Origin of the sequence: Actinoplanes sp. NPDC023714 (assembly GCF_040639855.1) — a bacterium.
Lineage (GTDB): Bacteria > Actinomycetota > Actinomycetes > Mycobacteriales > Micromonosporaceae > Actinoplanes.
Map to the genome: position 1 here is coordinate 1,629,870 of NZ_JBFAAR010000001.1, position 17,092 is coordinate 1,646,961.

A 17,092-nucleotide genomic window follows, 5' to 3' on the forward strand; every position below is an offset into this window, starting at 1 on the left:
ACCGTCCACCCGTTCAGCCCGGGTGGGCGGTGGCCGCTCCGTTTCCCGATGACCTCACGGCCGGAAATCCGAAAAATCCCGGGGTACGGATCGCTAGGGTCGTGCTCATGGGCTCAGACTGGAACCTGCAACTGCGCCAGCAGCTCGACCAGCACTGGCGGAGCCGGCTGCGTCCCCGGCTCGAGGGGTTGACCGACGACGAATACTTCTGGGAGCCGGCGCCGGACATGTGGAGTGTGCGGCCGCGCGGAACCAGCAGCGCCCGGATGTCGGCCGGCGGCGGTGACATGCTGATCGACTGGGCGTACCCGGCGCCCGACCCGGCGCCGGTCACCACGATCGCCTGGCGTCTCGGGCACATCATCGTGGGGGTGCTCGGCGTCCGCGTGGCCCGGCACTTCCACGGCGCGCCGATGGACTACCTGCGCCACGAGTACGCGGGCACCGCCGCCGGCGCGCTGGCCCAGCTCGACGCCGGGTACGCCGCGTGGACGGCCGGCGTCGCCGCGCTCGGCGAGGACGGCCTGCTGCGGCCGAGCGGCGAGGAGGGCTACGGCGACGACACCATGGCCGCCCTGATCATGCACATCAACCGCGAAGTGATCCACCACGGGGCGGAGATCGCCCTGCTGCGTGACCTCTACCTACGCCGTTAGGGCTCGGTCGTTGAGTCGTTCGTACAGGGAGGCGGCCGGCTCCGGCCGCCCCAGGTGGTAGCCCTGCGCGAACCGGCACCCCATCACCGTGAGCAGCGCGAGCTGGTCGTCGTCCTCGACCCCCTCGGCCACCACTCGCAGGCCGAGCGTATGCCCGAGCTGGATCACGGCGCTCACCAGCTCCTGCTGCCGGCCGTTGCCGGCCAGCCCGTTGATGAACGAGCGGTCGATCTTGAGGACGTCGACCGGGATGTCGCGCAGGTAACCGAGCGACGAGTACCCGGTCCCGAAGTCGTCGATCGCGATCTTGACGCCCAGCCGGCGCATCTCCTCGAGCCGGGCCGAGGTGACCGCGACGTCGCGCATCAGCACCGTCTCGGTCAGCTCCAGCACCAGGCAGTGCGGGGACAGGCCGGTCTCGTCCAGCGCGATCGCCACCTGCTCGGTGAGGTCGGGCAGCTCCAGGTGGGCGGCGGAGAGGTTGACGCTCACGAACGCCGGCGCGGTCTGCGGGCTGAGGTCCTGCCACTGGCGGACCACCCGGCACGCCTCCCGCAGGATCCACCGGTCGATCTCGATGATCATCCCGGTCTCCTCGGCGAGCGAGATGAAGGAGCCGGGCTGCTGCAGGCCGCGCTGCGGGTCCTGCCAGCGGACCAGCGCCTCGGCGCCGTGCATCCGGCCGTCCGGCACCCCGGCCACCGGCTGCAGATAGAGGCGCAGCTCGCCCCGGCTCACCGCCTCGCGCAGCCGGGCCTCCTGGTCGAGGCGGCTGAGCAGCTGCTCGTGCATCCGGGTCTCGAAGACCATGAACCGGTTCTTGCCCTGGTCCTTGGCGGCGTACATCGCCACGTCGGCGTTGCGCAGCACCTCGTCGGCGTCGGTGTACTGGGCGGCGTCCGGCACCACGCCGATGCTGACCGTCACGACGGCCTCCCGGTGATGCAGCAGGAACGGCCGGGCCAGGACGTCCAGGCAGGCCCGGGCCAGCGGCTCGACGACCGCCGGGCCGGCGTCCTCGAGCAGCACCGCGAACTCGTCGCCGCCGAGCCGGGCCACCGTGTCGTGCGAGCGCAGCACCCCGGCGAGGCGCTCCGCGGCGGTCCGCAGCAGGGTGTCGCCGGCGTTGTGCCCGAGACTGTCGTTGACCCGCTTGAACCCGTCCAGGTCGAGGTAGAGCACCGCGATCTCCTCGCCGGAGGCGCGGGAGCGGGCGATCGCGTGCTCCAGCCGGTCCAGCAGCAGCTTGCGGTTCGGCAGCCCGGTCAGCCCGTCGTGCAGCGCCTGGTGCCGGAGGTCGTACTCGAGGGCCCGCTGCCGGCTCACGTCGCGCAACACCACGACGGCGCCGATCGGCCGCTCGTCCTTCTCGATCGCGCTGACCGTGTACTCGACCCGGACCGAGGTGCCGTCCGGACGCTGCAACCGGCCCTCCCGGGTGCCCACGGCGAGCCCGCCGGTCGCGTCCGGGAGCAGCGTGGTGGCCTCCCGCTGGAGCAGGCCGGTGACGCCGACGCCGGTGATCCGGCCGGCCGCCTCGTTCGCGAACGCGATCCGGCCGGCGGCGTCGACGCCGCAGATGCCCTCGCCCGCGTTCGCCAGGATGCTGTCGGTGTACTCCTTCGCGAGGATCTCCCGGGCCGAGCGCTCGAGCTGCTCGGCCATCGCGTTGAAGGCGCGGGAGAGCGTGCCGATCTCGTCGCGGCCGCCGGCCGGCATCCGGTGCGAGTAGTCGCCGCTGCGGATGGTGCGGACCGCCCCGGTGAGCGCGGTGATCCGGCGGGTGACCGAGCCGGCCACCCCGAAGCCGACGACCAGCACCAGCAGGATGGCGATCGCCGAGGCGGTCAGCATGATCGTCTGGGCCTGCCGGGCGCCGGCCATCATCTGGTCGTAGAGCGGGGTGTACTCGAGGACGACGGCGCCGAGCGAGGCGCCCACGGCGCTGCGCATCGGCACGACGACCTGCTTGATGCCGTCCGGGTAGTCCTCGCTCACCTCCACGAAGACGCGCGGCACACCGTCGGCGATGGTCTTGCCGACCTCGTTGCCGGGGTCGTGGTCGAACGTCGTGCCGATGTTCTCCGGGACCACGTCGCCGAGGATGTACTTGCCGCTGTCGACGACCACGAGGTCGCGGCGCTGGGTCTCGTGCATCCGCTGGAGGTAGTTGTCGAGCGCGGTCTGGCTGTAGTACAGCGGGATCGGGATCTCGCCGGGCGTGTCGATGGGCAGGCCGTTGCCGATGTCGGCGGCGATGCCGAGGGCCACCTGCTTCGCCTCGTCGGCGGCGGCCCGCTCGGCGGACGCGTTGTCGGCCCGCCAGGCGACCAGCGCGGTGGCGGCCAGCAGGAGCGCCACCACCAGGTACCCGCCGAGGAGCTTCTGCCGGACGTTCATCAACCCACCTATCGGCGGGCATCCTCCAGGATTGAGTCGTTTGCGACGGCTGTGCGTTTCGGGCGGATTCCGATGCCGATCGCCACCAGGACGGCCACGCCGGTGATCACACCGACCGCCGTGGTGGGCACGTCGAAGAGCTTGAGGGCGCTGGCCAGCAGCACGATGATCAGCGCACTGCGGACCAGGCCGCCGGGCGCCCGCGAGGAGATCCGGGAGCCGATCAGCACGCCCGGGATGGAACCGAGGATGACCGCGCCGGCGATGTCGAGCTGGAGGTCCCCGAAGATCGCGTGACCGAGGGCCGCCGAGGCCACCAGCGGGACGGCCTGCACCAGGTCGGTGCCGACCAGGTCGTTGGCGCGCAGCTTCGGATAGAGCGCGAGCAGGGCCACGATGATCAGCGAGCCGGAGCCGACCGAGGTGAGGCCGACCACGAGACCGCCCAGCACGCCGACGATCAGGGTGGGCATCGGCCGGACCGTGATCGCGGCGGCCGGCCCGTCCGCGTTGCGCCGGCTCGTCCACGCCTTGAGCAGCATGCCGGCGACGGCCAGCAGCAGGGCCACGCCCAGGGCGATCTTGACGGCGTGCTGGATGCTCTCGTCGCTGCCGAACGACTTCAGCAGCAGGGCGCCGGCGAACGCGCTGGGCACGCTGCCGGCGCAGAGCCAGCCGACCAGCCGCCAGTTGACCGTCCCGCGGCGGGCGTGCACCCACCCGCCGAACGGCTTCATGATCGCGCTGGCGGCCAGGTCGCTGGAGATCGCCGCGACCGGGTGCACCCCGAAGAGCAGCACGAGTACGGGGGTCATCAGCGCGCCGCCGCCCATGCCGGTCAGCCCCACGATGATGCCGACGCCCAAGCCGGCGAGCGCCATTACCGGGTCCATGGCGGGCAAGTCTGCGCGATGAATCCCCGCTTTGTCTACTAATTCAGTTGAGTTAGTCGAGTTTCCCGCATGCTGAGCAGCAGCCCGATGTCGGCGCCCGGCATGGGGCGCGCGAAGTGGTAGCCCTGGGCGAACCGGTAGCCCGCCCGGTGCAGCCGTTCCGCCTGCTCGGCGGTCTCCACGCCCTCGGCCACCGCCTGCATCCGGAGGCCCTCGGTGATCCCGATGAGGCCGTCCACGATCACCGCCTGCGGGCTCGCGACGGTCACCCCGTCGACGAACGACTTGTCCACCTTCAGCCAGCTGACCGGGCAGTCGACGAGCAGGCGCAGCGACGACTGGCCGGTGCCGAAGTCGTCCAGCGCGATCTTCAGACCCATCTCGTGCAGCGACCAGATGGCCTCCAGGGCGACGTCGGTGCCGAGCACCGCCGTCTCGGTCACCTCGACGACGAGCCGGGACGGGTCGAGGCCGTGCCGTTCGAGCAGCGCCGCCATCTCGGCCGGGAAGCCGGGCTCGCTGAGCTGCCGGGCGGAGACGTTGACGCTGACCTTCTCCGGGGCGTCGTCGCCGTACTCCCGGGCCCACTCGGCGGTCTGCCGGACCACCTCGCCGAGGATCCACCGGCCCACCTCGACGATCTGCCCGTTGCTCTCGGCGAGCGGGATGAAGATGCCGGGGGAGATCAGGCCGTGCTCCGGGTGCCGCCAGCGGACCAGCGCCTCGACGCCGCTGAGCCGGCCGTGCGGCAGCTCCACGATCGGCTGGTAGACCAGGAACAGCTCGTCCCGGGCGACGGCCTGGCGCAGGTCGGCGCCGAGCCGGGCGTCGCTGTCGGCGAGCTGGTCCATGACGGTGTCGAACCAGGTCCACCGGCCGCCGCCGGCGCGCTTGGCGGCGTACATCGCCACGTCGGCGCGGCGCAGCACCTCGCCGGCGCTGTCCTCGGGCCGGCTCGCGGTGACGCCGGCGCTGATCCGGGGCGTGAGATCGTGCCCGTCGATGACGACCGGGCGCTGCACCCCGGCCAGCAGGCGGCGCAGCATCTCCTCGGTGCCGTCCTCGTCCAGGCCGGGCAGGAGCAGGGTGAACTCGTCGCCGCCGAGCCGGGCCACGGTGTCCTCCGGGCGCAGGCCCTCGCGCAGGCGCCGGCTGAGCGTCTGCAGCAGCGCGTCGCCGGTGTGGTGCCCGAACCGGTCGTTGATCACCTTGAAGTCGTCGAGGTCGAGCAGGGCCACCACGAACGGCTCGCCGCCGGCCAGCCGGTTCTCGATCTCCCCGGACCAGGCCGAGCGATTGCTGATCCCGGTGAGCGAGTCGTGCGTGACCTGGTGGTCCAGCTGCTTCTGGTACGCGCGGAGCTGCTCCAAGTTGGCGTCGACGGTGTCCAGCAGGCGGCTGTTGTCGCGCAGCGTGGTGATCTGGCGCAGCACCACGAGCAGGGTGAGGCCGGTGACCGCGTACGCCATGATGGCCTCCGGCCCGCCCCGCGGGATCTCGACCTTGAGCAGGACGCCGTAGAGCAGCGCCACCGCGACGTACGGAATGAGGCTGAACCGGCGCCGCGCGCGCCTGCCGGCCGGCGCGGCGGGCCCGGCGGTCCGCTGGAGGCGGGCCGCCACCGTGGTCGCGAACTGGGAGAGCGGGAACGCCAGCAGGCTGGTCGCGAGGTGCGGCTTGCCGACCAGGATCGGCGTGAGCAGGCCGGTCGCGGCGGCCAGGCCGATGCCGACCGAGAGCGCGTGCAGCGAACGCCGGTTCAGGCCGCCGGCGCCGGCGAACGACACCTTCAGGATGGTGATCAGCGAGACGCCGGCGATCAGGATGACCCCGGCCACCGACCCCGGCGTGGCGCTCGACGTGGCGGCGAGGTCGGCCTGCCCCAGCATGAAGTGCCAGACCAGGACGCTGCCGGTGAGCAGCACGATCCCGGTGTCCAGGCCGAAGCGGATCCAGTCGCCGCGGCTTCGGTGCCAGGTCGGCAGGCGCAACAGCGCCCAGAGGATCATGGCGAGGGCGGCGCCCATGAGCAGCTGGGTGCGCAGCCCGATGACCTGTGGGTTCGCCGCGTCGCCGAACGCGTCGGCGATGTTGCTGACGGCGGCGGGGATCAGGAACGCGCAGGCGATCGCGAGCCGCTCCCAGAACTTCCGGGTCGCCACGTCCAGGTGGGCGGTCCGTGAGGCGCGCCAGCATTCGTACGTGCTGGACAGCGCGACGAGCGGCAGCGCGAGCCAGCCGATGATCGGGTACGGCGAGGCGTGGACCAGCCCGATCGCGAACCAGACCAGCGTGAACGCGAAGAGGCCGGACGACGCCACGAACGGGACGTCGAGCGGGCGGCGACTCCGGAAAGGCATGACAGGAACATCGGACGTATCGGATCGGGGCTGAAAGAAATGGCCGACCTCTCAGGGTCATGCCCCGGCGACCGATGAGACCGCTCGATCGCGGCCGCCGGCCGCCCGCCTCCGGAGGTGCCCGTGGACCCACTGCTGTCGCTCACCCGCAAGGAGATGGTCCGCCGGCTCACCGCGGCGGCCGGCCAGATGACCGCCAACATCGACGTGCTCATGACGCTCCACGACCTGGCCGGCGACGTGCGCGGCACCGAGTCGATGCGCGCCGCGATCGAGGAACTGGTGCAGACCCGCGACCACCTGCTCGGCCAGGCCCGCGCCATCACCGCCTGCGCCCCGGCCTGAGATCTCCGGGCGGGGGGCTACGGCCGGGCGATTCCGGGTAAGGCCGTTCGCATGGAGCAACTGGACTGGCTGGCCGTCGTCCGGCACGGGCTGAGCACCGGCAACGTCACCGCCCAGGACGCCGAGACCGGCGGCGCCGAGATCATCGACATTCCGGAGCGGGACGCCGACGTGCCGCTCTCCGACACCGGACGCGAGCAGGCCGAGGCGGTCGGGAGGTTCCTCCGCGAGCACCGGCCGGACCTCGCGATCGTCTCGCCGTACCTGCGCACCCGGCAGACCGCCGAGATCGCGCTGGCCGGCCTGGACGTCCCGTTCGTCGTCGACGAGCGGCTGCGCGACCGGGAGCTGGGCGTCCTCGACCTGCTCACCGCGCGCGGCGTGCAGGCCCGGCTGCCCGAGGAGGCGAAGCGGCGGGCCCGGCACGGCAAGTTCTACTACCGGCCACCGGGCGGCGAGTCCTGGGCCGACGTGCTGCTGCGGCTGCGCGCCCTGCTCCGGGAGGTCCGCGAGGACCACCCGCACGGCCGGGTGGTGCTCTTCGCGCACGAGGCCACCGTGCTGATGGTCCGCTACCTCGCCGAGCACCTGCTGGAACAGGACCTCATGGAGCTCGCGCACGCCACCACGATCGCGAACTGCTCGGTGAGCAGCTGGAAGCGCGACGGCGACCGGCTCGTGCCGGAGCTGTTCAACGCGGTCGACCACCTGCACCGCGCGGACGCCGAGCCGACCCGGCAGGAGGACGTCAATGCCGAGCCCGTCTGAGGAGCGGGTGGTCACCCCGGCGCTCCTCGGGGACTGGCCCCTGCCCGGCCCGCGGGGTGACAAGGAGTCCCGCGGGACGGTGCTGGTCATCGGGGGCGCGCGGCGTACCCCCGGGGCTGTTCTTCTCGCCGGGGTGGCCGCGTTGCGGGCGGGAGCGGGGAAGCTGCAGCTCGCCGTCGCCGAGGAGTCGGCCGTGGCGCTGAGCATCGCGGTTCCGGAGGCGCTGGTCATCGGGCACTCGGGCGGCAAGGAACCGGACGAGGTCCTGGAGCTGGCCCGGGAGGCCGACGTGATCCTGCTCGGCCCCGGACTCGACGACATCGACCGCACGATCGAGCTGATGCGCAGGGTGCTGGGGGAGACCGGGACCGGCGCCGCGGTGGTCCTCGACGCGTACGCCCTCGGCGCGCTCAGCAAGGAGCCGCAGCTGCTCCGGGAACGCCGTGCCGTCCTCACCCCGAACATCAAGGAGGCCGGGATCATGCTCGGCCGGGATCCCGGCGACGATCTGGCGGGCGCGGCCCGTGAGATGGCCGGACGCTACCGCGCGGTGGTCTCGGTCTACGGCCACGTCGCGGATCCGGACGGCGGGGCCTGGCGGGAGGAGAGCGGCGACACCGGGCTCGGCACCTCGGGCAGCGGCGACGTGCGCTCCGGCATCGTGGCCGGCCTGCTGGCCCGGGGCGCGGAACCGGCGCAGGCCGCGTGCTGGGCCGCCTACGTGCACGCGATGAGCGGCCGCCGGCTGGCCCCGCGGTACGGCCGGGTCGGCTTCCTGGCCCGCGAACTGGTGGACGAGGTGGCATCCACGATTGCATCGGTCTGAAGCGGGTACGCCCTGTGACGAGAGTGTCACACCTCGATGGGAAGGAGTCGACATCCGATGACCACCGCCCGCGACATCATGACCCGGGACGTCACCTGCGTCGGCGAGAAGGAATCGCTCGCGGACGCGGCACGCAAGATGTCCGACCTCAACGTGGGCTCGCTGCCGATCTGCGGTGACGACAACCGCCTGCACGGCATGCTCACCGACCGCGACATCGTCGTGAAGGCCCTCGCGCAGGGCCGGAACCCGGCCGACGTGCCGGCCTCCGAGCTGGCACAGGGCAAGCCGATCACGATCGGCGCCGACGACGACGCCGCGGAGATCCTGCGCACGATGGGCCAGTACAAGGTCCGCCGCCTGCCGGTGATCGACGGCCACCAGCTGGTCGGGATCGTGGCGGTCGCCGACGTGGCCCGCGCGCTGCCGGACCGCCCGGTCGGCGACCTGATCGACGCGATCAGCGAGTAGCCGGATCCGACGGCTGGGCTCCGCCCGGGCCCAGCCGTCTCTCAGCCGTCGAAGGATTCCCAGTCCAGGCCGAGTTTGCGGAGCCGGCGCAGCAGCGAGCGGTGCCGGGCGCCGACGTACACCTCGTACCAGTCGCCGTCGTCCTCGCCGACCAGCGCCACCACGCCCGGCCCGACGTAGAAGCGGGACCGCGCGCACGGCCAGCGCGCCGGGCGCAGCGGCACCCGTCGCAGCGGGCCGACGATGCGCCGGGCCTGGGCCTTGTCGACGAAGGCCATGCCGCCGGGGGAGGAGTCCATCGCGGCGTGGGTCAGGGCCGCGATCAACAGGTACGGCCCGAGACGCTCCCGCTCCTTCAGCGGCTGATCACTGAGTCCGTGGTACCAGACGCGGGGATCGGCGGCGCCCGGCTCGGTGAGGAGGGTGAACGTACCGTCGGCTGCCTGACCGAAAGTGACCAGCCCTTCCCCGGCCGGTTCCTCGTGGAAGATCTGCAGGCTGCCGCCGTAGACCTCGGCGCGCCCGGCCGCCGCCCGATGAAAGGCCGCGAGCGGTCCCGGCGCGGGGCTGACCGCCGGAACGGCCGGAACGCCGGCGTACCAGCCCGCGATGAACCGCTCGAGTGCCCCGCCCGGATCGTGCGGCAGCAGACCGACCCAGTCGGCGGGCGGCTGCGGTCCCGGCGGCCCGGTCGGCCGTACCCGGTCCAGCAGGTCGTAGGGGAGCGGCGCGTCCAGGCGCAGACCCAGGTCCTGCACCGCGCCGCGCCGGTGGGCGAGCCGGGTCACCTGCGCTGAGCCGAGCGCGAGACACCCCTCCTTCAGCCGCGCGAACACCACAATCGCCGGTTGCGGCCCGCGCGCGAGATGCCGCGCCACCGGGCGTGGCAGCGGACCGGGCAGGGTCAGATCCTCATGGGTACGAACACCCGCCTCGACGACCACGACGAGCGCGTCCGGCCCCGCCGCGAACCACGCCCCGGTCCCGCCGTCCTGCTCCGCACCCGGCCCGGCCGAGGCGAGCGCCACCTCCTCGGCGACGACGGACCAGAGGCGGATCTCCATCCGACCACGGTAAGTGATCGATGATCACCCACACCTGTCCGTTACTCGACAACCCCCGTCCCCGCCCCGCCTACCCCAACTCGACACGCTGATTCGGTTGCCGTGCCGTGTGTTGAGTTGGGGTGCGCAGCGGTACTCAATTCAACACGCTGGTTCGGTTGCCGTGCCGTGTGTTGAGTTGGGGTGCGCAGCGGACCTCGATTCAACACGCTGGTTCGGTTGCTGTGCTGTGTGTTGAGTCGGGGTGCGCAGCGGTACTCAATTCAACACGCTGATTCGGTTGCCGTGCCGTGTGTTGAGTTGGGGTGCGCAGCGGTACTCAATTCAACACGCTGGTTCGGTTGCTGTGCTGTGTGTTGAGTTGGGGTGCGTAGCGGACCTCTATTCAACACGTGGGCTGGGGTGCCGGCCGGCTAGACGGCGGCCCGGAAGGCGGCGAGGGCGCGGTCGACGTCGTGCTCGGTGGTGCGCCAGTTGATCACGGAGAGGCGGATGGCGCGGCGGCCGTGCACGGTGGTGCCGCTCATCCACGCCTCGCCGCCGTCGACGACGGCGCGCAGCACCCGGTCGGTGGCCGCGTCGTCGGCGAAGCGGAAGAGGACCTGGTTGAGCACGACCTCGTCGAGGACCTCGCAGCCGGGCAGCGCGGCCACCCCCTCGGCGAAGCGGCGGGCGTGGGCGCAGCACCGTTCGACCAGGTCGGCGACGCCGGAGCGGCCGAGTGAGCGCAGCGCCGCGTAGACCGCGAAGCCGCGCGCCCGGCGGGAGAACTCCGGGGTCCAGTCGAGCTGGTCGCGCGGCGCCCCCGCCCCGCCCTGCACCAGGTAGGACGCGGTGACGCCGATGGCGGCCCGGTGCGCCTCGGGGTGCCGGCAGAACGCGATGCCGCTGTCGTACGGCACGTTCAGCCACTTGTGCGCGTCGAACGCCCACGAGTCGGCCCGCTCCGCCCCGGCCGCGAGATGGCGCAGCGCCGGAGCGGCCCGCGTCCACAGTCCGAACGCGCCGTCCACATGCATCCACGCGCCGGCCTCGGCGCAGCGTCCGGCGATCGCCGCGAGGTCGTCGAAGGCGCCGGTGTTCACGTCGCCGGCCTGCGCGCACACGATCGCCGGCTCGCCCGGGACGAGCGCGGCGAGGTCCGTCGTCACCGACGCCGTGCCGAACCCGAGCAGCCGCAGCGCCCGGTCCACGGTGACGTGCCGGTTCGCGCCGGCCACCACCCGGACCCGCGGCGCCCCGGCGAGGCCGTCCTCCTCGACGTTCCACCCGGCCCGGCGCAGCACCTCGTGGCGGGCCGCGGCCAGGCACGTCACGTGCGCCGCCTGGCAGCCGGTCACGAACGCGAACGAACTTCCCGCCGCCAGGCCGAGCAGGTCCCGCAGCCACCCGCCGGCCACCTCCTCGACGACCGAGGCGGCCGGGCCGGCGGCGTAGAGCCCGGCGTTCTGGTCCCAGGCCGCGGTGAGCCAGTCGGCGGCCACCGCGGCCGGCACCCCGCCGCCGATGACGAACCCGAAGAACCGGCCGGACGGGCTCGCGAGCAGCCCGGGCCCGGCCGCCTCGGCGAGCTGCTCGACCACCTGGAGCGGCGGCAGCGGGCCCTCCGGCAGGTCACCGCCGAGCCGTTCGCGCATCTCCGCGAGGCTCGCGGCCGGGGCGATCGGCCGGCTGTCCAGGCTGGTCAGCCACTCGGTGGCGATCCGGGCCGCGGCGGCCAGCACCTCATCGATGTCCACCCGCCCACGGTAGGACGGCCGGCCGCCGCCGAACGGTCGGATTTCAGCAGCTCAAGGAGGCGGCCCAGCGAGCCGGACCTGACTAGTGCTCGTGGTCGGTGGCGCGGGCCGCACAGAGGAACGCGCCGCCGACCGCGAACGCCCCCAGCACCCCGAGCGAGATCTGCTGCTGGTGGTCGCTCTGCCGGTCGTACGTCACCTGGTTCACCTCGATGACCCGGTCGTGGTCCTCCAGCACGTAGCGGCCGTCCCGCATCGCCGGGTTGCCGTCGAGCGTCGCGAACGCCAGCACCACGGTCAGCCAGAACCCGAAGAAGAACACCCCGGCCACGACCGCGGCCCAGTGCGGGACGTGCGGCGGCACCCAGGACGCGAGGCGCCAGGGCCGCAACGGCTGCTGGGTGCGGTACCCGCGGCGGTTGCCGAGGATCCCGGCCGCGAAGCCCGGAACGGTGAGGAAGGCGGCGACCCCGACCGCGACGGCCGCGGTGAACGGCCGCGCGCCGGCGGTGAGGGCCACGATGAGGCCGGCCGACCACAGCACGCCGGCCCCGCACATGACGCTGAGCAGCAGCAGTCCCCGGCGCGAGATCATCACTGGAGACGCTAGTGTCCCGGCCGCGCGCGCGTGGCTGTTTCGCCTGAAGGTGCCGTGCTAACGTCGAAGGCTGCCGTCTGCTTTGTGGGCAGCGAGCCGAGAAATCCAGCTTCAGAATATGGCCTGGGAGGCGTCTTGTCAAGTCTGTCAAGCGATCGAGCGGCAGCACTCGCGGAGGAGCAGCGGAATCTCGCCCGGATCTACCGGCACCTCGACGACCTGCGGGACCGGGAACGCCACCGCCTCGACGAGGTCCGGCTGACCGGAGGCGGCACACCGGAGGCCCGTTCCCAGCGCGATGCGAGCGCCCGCCGCCACGCCGTCCGGCTGTCCCAGCTGGAAGCGGTCGAGCAGGGCCTCTGCTTCGGCCGCCTGGACGCCACCGACGACACCCTGCACATCGGGCGGATCGGGCTGCACGACACCGACCCGCCGCTGCTGATCGACTGGCGGGCGCCGGCCGCCCGCCCCTTCTATGTCGCGACCGCGATCAGCCCGCACGGCGTCTCCCGCCGCCGGCACATCCGCACCCGCGACCGCGTCGTCGTGGACGTCGACGACGAGATCCTCGACCCGGCCCGGGCGACCGCCACGACGGTGACCGGCGAGGCGGCGCTGCTGGCGGCGCTCACCGCGAACCGGACCGGCCGGATGCGCGACATCGTCGAGACCATCCAGGCCGAGCAGGACCGGGTGATCCGCGCGGACCTGAGCGGCGTGCTGGTCGTGCAGGGCGGCCCCGGCACCGGCAAGACGGCGGTGGCGCTGCACCGGGCCGCGTACCTGCTCTACACCCATCGCGAGCAGCTCAGCGCCCGCGGCGTGCTGATCGTCGGGCCGAACGCGACGTTCCTCCGGTACATCTCGCAGGTGCTGCCGTCCCTCGCCGAGACCGGGGTGCTGCTGGCGACGCCGGGCGACCTCTTCCCGGGGATCGCCGCCGGGCGGCCGGAGCCGCCGGCGACGGCCGAGATCAAGGGTCGCGCCGGGATGGTGGAGATCTTGGAGGCTTCGGTACGGGACCGCGAACGCGTGCCCGCCTCCGGAGTGCCGATCACCGTGGACCGCCATGACCTCGTGGTGACGCCGCAGGCAGTGGACTCCGCCCGTACCCATGCTCGGTCCTCCGGTCTTCTGCACAATCTCGCCCGGCCGATCTTCGAAAGGGCGCTGCTCGACGATCTGGCGGCGCAGGTGGCCGAGCGGATCGGGTATGACCCGTTCTGGGACGATCCGCTGGGTGAGGGTGATGCGCTGACCTCGGACAACCTGCTCGACGACGCGGACCGGGCCGACATCCGCGCCGATCTCGCCACCGATCCGGCCGTGCGGGAGGTGCTCGACGATCTCTGGCCGGTGCTGACGCCGCAGCGGCTGCTGACCGACCTCTTCGCGTCGAGGGAGGCGCTGGCGTCGGCGGCGCCGCAGCTGACGCCGGGGGAGAGGGAGTTGTTGTACAGGCCTTCTTCAAAGGCCGACTCCTTCTCGCCCGCCGACGTGCCCCTCCTCGACGAGGCGGCCGAACTGCTCGGCGAGGACGACCGGGAAACGCGCGAGGCCGCCGAGCGGCAGCTGCGGAAACAGCTCGCCTACGCGCAGGGCGTCCTGGACGTCACGGCCGGCTCGAAGTCCTACGAGCTGGAGGACGACGACGAGGCGGCCATCCCGAACGTCGCCGACATCATGGAGGCCGACATGCTGGCCGAGCGCTACCGGGACCGGGAGTCGCTCTCCGCCGCCGAGCGCGCCGTCATCGACCGGAACTGGATGTTCGGCCACGTCATCGTCGACGAGGCGCAGGAACTCTCGCCGATGATGTGGCGGCTCCTGATGCGCCGCTGCCCGAGCCGCTCGATGACCGTCGTCGGCGACCTCGACCAGACCGGTGCCATCGGCGCCGCCGGCAGCTGGGCCGACGTGTTCGGCCCGTACGTGCGGGACCGCTGGCGGCTCGCCGAGCTGACCGTCAGCTACCGGACGCCGGCCGAGATCATGGAGTACACCGGCCGCCTGCTCCCGGAGATCACCCTGCCGCGGCCGGTGCGCGCGGCCGGCGTCGAACCCTGGGAGTCCTCGGGCGACCTGCGCGAGATCGTCTCCTCCGAGTCGGCCGAAGTCGCGGGCGGTCGCCTCGCGGTCATCGCTCCCTCGTCGGACATCGAGTCGCTGGCTGCCGCGCTTCCCTCGCTCAGCACCGACGATCTGGAGCAGCCCGCCGTCCTGCTGACCGTCGCCCAGGCGAAGGGCCTCGAGTTCGACAGCGTCATCGTCGTGGACCCGGACGCGATCCGATCCGAGTCGCCACGGGGGACCAGCGATCTGTACGTGGCCCTCACCCGTTCGACGCGGCGCCTGGGAGTCGTCCGCCCACCGGCAGCAGGCTGACCGTCTCGCCGCGGCCCATCGGCTGCACCCCCGTGATCGACCGCTTCCGGCACTCGTCCAGGTAGTCGCTGAGCGGCGACTTCATCACCTTGTAGTCGTCGTAGTGGATCGGCAGGGTCAGCGCCGGCCGGATCAGCCCGGTCAGGTCGGCGCCCTGCCTGCCGTCCATGGTCAGCAGCAGGCCGAGCAGCCGGGTGCCGCCCAGGTGGACCAGCATCGCGTCGATCTCACCGCAGCGGTCGCGGATCTCGGAGAGGTACGGGCGGTAGAGCGTGTCCCCGGTGATGTAGAGCCGGAGCAGCCGCTCGCCGTCCACCTCCCACTCGATCAGCGAGCCCATCACGTCGGGCAGCAGGTGGTCGACGAATCCGGGGCCGTGCCGGCCGGGCAGCGCGGTGATCCGGAGCAGCTCCCCGTTGCGGCGCCACTCCCGCGCGTCCCAGGTGGGCAGCCCGCGGGCGGCCTCGAAGTGCTTGCGGCGCAGCCGCTTCTCCGCCTGCACGGTGGTGACGATCTGCATGTCCCGCGGGATCGCCCGGCGGGCCGTGCGGTCGAAGTGGTCGCCGTGCAGGTGGGACAGCAGGACGAAGTCGGGGACCGGCAGTTCCTCGTACCCTAGGGCGGGGTTTCGCAGCCGTCGCGTCCACGCGCCGTAACCGAGGTAGGTGCGGCTGCCGGCGGGGCTGAAGGCCGGATCGGTGAGCATCGTGAACGCGCCGAGGCGCAGCAGCGTGGTGGCGTTGCCGACGAAGGTGGCGGTGGCTTCCGGTGTCATCCGGAGTGGCTTCCCCCGGGCCGATCGGCGAAACGTCGGGTCTTCTTGACGTGGCGGCGGTAGGCGCTGACCGTGGGGTCATCCTTGATCCAGAACCGCCAGGGGACGTCGTGGGCGGAGGTGACGCCGACGCGGGGCCCAGCGGAAATTTCGGAAATTTCCGTTTTGTCGGGCGGGATGATCTCGGCTGGGCCGGTGCCGTCGAGGAGTGAGGTGCCGTTGGCGCTGCGGTCGAGGGCCAGCACCTGCATGAGCTTCGCCGGGCCGGCCGCCAGGTCGGCGTCGCGGCGCGCGGCCGGACGCCGTTCCCGCGCCGTCTCCAGCCCGTCGACCACCTCGCCGGCGCGCAGCAGCACCGCCGCCGCCCTGCCGGTCTCGCCGCAGACCACGTTCGCGCAGAAGTGCATCCCGTAGATCTGGTAGACGTAGAGCCGCCCCGCCTCCCCGAACATCACCGCGTTCCGGTTGGTGACACCCCGATGAGCATGGCTGGCCGGATCCTCGCCGAGCCCGCTGTACGCCTCCACCTCGGTGAGCCGCACCGTCACGCCGTTGGCCCTGAGCCGCCACCCGAGCAGGAGCCGGGCCGCCTCGTCCACCCGCGCCGCCGGCAGCTCCACCCACGAAGTCACACCCCAACCCCATCACACCCGCCGCCGTCCCCCGAACCCGGCCCGCACCACCCTGCAGCCGAGCCCACCCCACTGCCTCCACGACGACGGCCCGGCAGCGCCGCGACAGCAATGGACCGCGGACGGGAAGAAGATCAGGGAACCGTCTGGAACGAGCGCTTCGAAAAACCGATCATGTAGCCGTCGATCGCCGTGCGCACCGCCGCATCGGGACGGTCGGCCGCACCCAGCGTCACGAAGAGCGGCGTGAAGTGGTCCGGGGTCGGGTGGGCGTAGGGCATCCCAGGCGCCCGATCCCGGTAGGCCGCCAGCTCGTCCACGTCACCACGGCCGAGCGCTTCGGCCGCCCAGGCGTCGAATTCCGAGGACCACGAGGGTACGGCGCCGTGCAGGACCATCTCGCGGGTCAGGAACGGCAGGCCGTGGACCATGAAGCCGGAGCCGATCACCAGGGTTCCGGAGGCGCGCAGCTCGCGCAGGCGGGCGCCGATCGCCATCAGTCCGGCCGGGTCCTGGGTGGGCATGCTGAGCTGCAGGACCGGCACGTCGGCGAGTGGGTACATCGCCATCAGCGGCACCCAGGCCCCATGGTCGAGGCCGCGCGTCGGATGCTGGTGCACCGGCAGTGTCGCCGACACCCGGCGGGCCAGGGCGTGAGCGGCCGGCGTCGGGTAGCGCATCGTGTAGTAGCGCGGGTGGAAGCCGCCGAAGTCGTAGACCAGCGGGGTGTGCGCGTCCGGCGCGGACAGGGTCGGGGGCGCGCTCTCCCAGTGGGCGGAGACGATCAGGATGTCGTGCGGCTTCGGCATCGACTGCGACCAGTCGAAGAGCTGCCGCAGCCACGCTCCGTCGTCGAAGACACGATCACCAGCTTACTTGAAGGTTCAACTTTCCAGCTAGAGCCAGCCGAGGAACCGCTCGTAGAGGTCGGCCGGGGGCCCTCCGGTCCCCGCCGCCCAGTCGTCGATCGCCTCGAGCATGCACGATCCCAAGTAGACGGAGAGGCCGTGCGGGAAGCTCTGGTACTGCTCGGCGAGCTCGACCTTCGCGGTGGCGCACGGCCACGGGCGGCCGCAGACCCCGCAGTCCCACGACGGGCGGTCACCGACGTGTTCGGTCCGCGGAACCAGCATGCCCACACTCACCCTCAGCGATTTCCCGGCTACACAATGGAGCCTGG

16 protein-coding genes are annotated in these 17,092 nt (G+C 72.3%); 6 read left to right on the forward strand and 10 right to left on the reverse strand.

Annotated features, from left to right (window positions below; genetic code table 11):
• The first annotated feature begins 107 nt into the window (after positions 1-107).
• Entirely contained in the window at positions 108-656 is a 549-nt protein-coding gene (locus AB0G10_RS07610; protein ID WP_360917865.1) for a DinB family protein, read from the forward strand.
• Here the strand turns inward: AB0G10_RS07610 and AB0G10_RS07615 are convergent.
• Genes AB0G10_RS07615 through AB0G10_RS07625 form a run of 3 tightly spaced genes read right to left on the reverse strand, consistent with a single transcriptional unit; the run spans position 645 to position 6,309 of the window.
• Complete coding sequence (locus AB0G10_RS07615; RefSeq protein ID WP_360917866.1) at positions 645-3,056, reverse strand: EAL domain-containing protein; 2,412 nt, start codon at positions 3,054-3,056, stop codon at positions 645-647. The two genes, AB0G10_RS07610 and AB0G10_RS07615, sit on opposite strands and share 12 nt — an antisense overlap.
• A gap of 8 nt (positions 3,057-3,064) precedes the next feature.
• Positions 3,065-3,949, reverse strand: coding sequence for a sulfite exporter TauE/SafE family protein (locus AB0G10_RS07620; protein ID WP_360917867.1), 885 nt, complete (start codon positions 3,947-3,949; stop codon positions 3,065-3,067).
• A gap of 38 nt (positions 3,950-3,987) precedes the next feature.
• Positions 3,988-6,309, reverse strand: coding sequence for a bifunctional diguanylate cyclase/phosphodiesterase (locus AB0G10_RS07625; protein ID WP_360917868.1), 2,322 nt, complete (start codon positions 6,307-6,309; stop codon positions 3,988-3,990).
• 123 nt (positions 6,310-6,432) lie between these two features.
• Here AB0G10_RS07625 and AB0G10_RS07630 point away from each other — a divergent pair, with 123 nt between their 5' ends.
• Genes AB0G10_RS07630 through AB0G10_RS07645 form a run of 4 tightly spaced genes read left to right on the forward strand, consistent with a single transcriptional unit; the run spans position 6,433 to position 8,719 of the window.
• Positions 6,433-6,654: a hypothetical protein gene (locus AB0G10_RS07630; RefSeq protein ID WP_360917869.1), complete on the forward strand. Its 222-nt coding sequence runs from the start codon at positions 6,433-6,435 to the stop codon at positions 6,652-6,654.
• Between the two features lie 51 nt (positions 6,655-6,705).
• Complete coding sequence (locus AB0G10_RS07635) at positions 6,706-7,422, forward strand: histidine phosphatase family protein (RefSeq protein WP_360917870.1); 717 nt, start codon at positions 6,706-6,708, stop codon at positions 7,420-7,422.
• Complete coding sequence (locus AB0G10_RS07640; RefSeq protein WP_360917871.1) at positions 7,406-8,248, forward strand: NAD(P)H-hydrate dehydratase; 843 nt, start codon at positions 7,406-7,408, stop codon at positions 8,246-8,248. The genes AB0G10_RS07635 and AB0G10_RS07640 overlap by 17 nt, the downstream gene beginning before the upstream one ends.
• A 57-nt stretch (positions 8,249-8,305) precedes the next feature.
• Positions 8,306-8,719 (forward strand): CBS domain-containing protein, encoded by a 414-nt coding sequence (locus AB0G10_RS07645; protein WP_360917872.1) that lies wholly within the window; start codon positions 8,306-8,308, stop codon positions 8,717-8,719.
• Positions 8,720-8,760: 41 nt separating this feature from the next.
• On the opposite strand, the gene AB0G10_RS07650 is transcribed toward AB0G10_RS07645, so the two are convergent.
• From AB0G10_RS07650 to AB0G10_RS07660, 3 genes are all read right to left on the reverse strand, one after another.
• Complete coding sequence (locus AB0G10_RS07650) at positions 8,761-9,783, reverse strand: hypothetical protein (protein WP_360917873.1); 1,023 nt, start codon at positions 9,781-9,783, stop codon at positions 8,761-8,763.
• Positions 9,784-10,196: 413 nt separating this feature from the next.
• On the reverse strand, positions 10,197-11,522 hold the full coding sequence (locus AB0G10_RS07655) for a pyridoxal-dependent decarboxylase (protein WP_360917874.1): 1,326 nt from the start codon (positions 11,520-11,522) through the stop codon (positions 10,197-10,199).
• Positions 11,523-11,604: 82 nt separating this feature from the next.
• Complete coding sequence (locus AB0G10_RS07660; protein ID WP_360917875.1) at positions 11,605-12,117, reverse strand: hypothetical protein; 513 nt, start codon at positions 12,115-12,117, stop codon at positions 11,605-11,607.
• 138 nt (positions 12,118-12,255) lie between these two features.
• On the opposite strand from AB0G10_RS07660, the gene AB0G10_RS07665 reads away from it, so the two are divergent.
• A complete protein-coding gene (locus AB0G10_RS07665) occupies positions 12,256-14,505 on the forward strand; it encodes an ATP-binding domain-containing protein (protein ID WP_360917876.1) in 2,250 nt (749 codons plus the stop codon).
• Here AB0G10_RS07665 and AB0G10_RS07670 read toward each other — a convergent pair.
• From AB0G10_RS07670 to AB0G10_RS07685, 4 genes are all read right to left on the reverse strand, one after another.
• On the reverse strand, positions 14,453-15,280 hold the full coding sequence (locus tag AB0G10_RS07670) for an MBL fold metallo-hydrolase (RefSeq protein WP_360917877.1): 828 nt from the start codon (positions 15,278-15,280) through the stop codon (positions 14,453-14,455). The genes AB0G10_RS07665 and AB0G10_RS07670 overlap by 53 nt on opposite strands.
• On the reverse strand, positions 15,277-15,912 hold the full coding sequence (locus AB0G10_RS07675) for a DNA-3-methyladenine glycosylase (protein WP_360917878.1): 636 nt from the start codon (positions 15,910-15,912) through the stop codon (positions 15,277-15,279). Before AB0G10_RS07675 ends, AB0G10_RS07670 begins: the two co-directional genes overlap by 4 nt.
• 134 nt (positions 15,913-16,046) lie before the next feature.
• Complete coding sequence (locus tag AB0G10_RS07680) at positions 16,047-16,751, reverse strand: class III extradiol ring-cleavage dioxygenase (RefSeq protein WP_360917987.1); 705 nt, start codon at positions 16,749-16,751, stop codon at positions 16,047-16,049.
• Between the two features lie 57 nt (positions 16,752-16,808).
• Positions 16,809-17,045, reverse strand: coding sequence for a hypothetical protein (locus AB0G10_RS07685; RefSeq protein ID WP_360917879.1), 237 nt, complete (start codon positions 17,043-17,045; stop codon positions 16,809-16,811).
• Positions 17,046-17,092: the final 47 nt, after the last annotated feature.

Excerpts from the sequence above, each read along its gene's own strand:
- AB0G10_RS07650 (WP_360917873.1), bottom strand. The coding sequence starts at position 9,783 with ATGGAGATCCGCCTCTGGTCCGTCGTCGCCGAGGAGGTGGCGCTCGCC.
- AB0G10_RS07645 (WP_360917872.1), top strand. The coding sequence starts at position 8,306 with ATGACCACCGCCCGCGACATCATGACCCGGGACGTCACCTGCGTCGGC.
- AB0G10_RS07620 (WP_360917867.1), bottom strand. The coding sequence starts at position 3,949 with ATGGACCCGGTAATGGCGCTCGCCGGCTTGGGCGTCGGCATCATCGTG.
- AB0G10_RS07615 (WP_360917866.1), bottom strand. The coding sequence starts at position 3,056 with ATGAACGTCCGGCAGAAGCTCCTCGGCGGGTACCTGGTGGTGGCGCTC.
- AB0G10_RS07670 (WP_360917877.1), bottom strand. The coding sequence starts at position 15,280 with ATGACACCGGAAGCCACCGCCACCTTCGTCGGCAACGCCACCACGCTG.
- AB0G10_RS07640 (WP_360917871.1), top strand. The coding sequence starts at position 7,406 with ATGCCGAGCCCGTCTGAGGAGCGGGTGGTCACCCCGGCGCTCCTCGGG.
- AB0G10_RS07660 (WP_360917875.1), bottom strand. The coding sequence starts at position 12,117 with ATGATCTCGCGCCGGGGACTGCTGCTGCTCAGCGTCATGTGCGGGGCC.
- AB0G10_RS07685 (WP_360917879.1), bottom strand. The coding sequence starts at position 17,045 with ATGCTGGTTCCGCGGACCGAACACGTCGGTGACCGCCCGTCGTGGGAC.
- AB0G10_RS07610 (WP_360917865.1), top strand. The coding sequence starts at position 108 with ATGGGCTCAGACTGGAACCTGCAACTGCGCCAGCAGCTCGACCAGCAC.
- AB0G10_RS07625 (WP_360917868.1), bottom strand. The coding sequence starts at position 6,309 with ATGCCTTTCCGGAGTCGCCGCCCGCTCGACGTCCCGTTCGTGGCGTCG.
- AB0G10_RS07635 (WP_360917870.1), top strand. The coding sequence starts at position 6,706 with ATGGAGCAACTGGACTGGCTGGCCGTCGTCCGGCACGGGCTGAGCACC.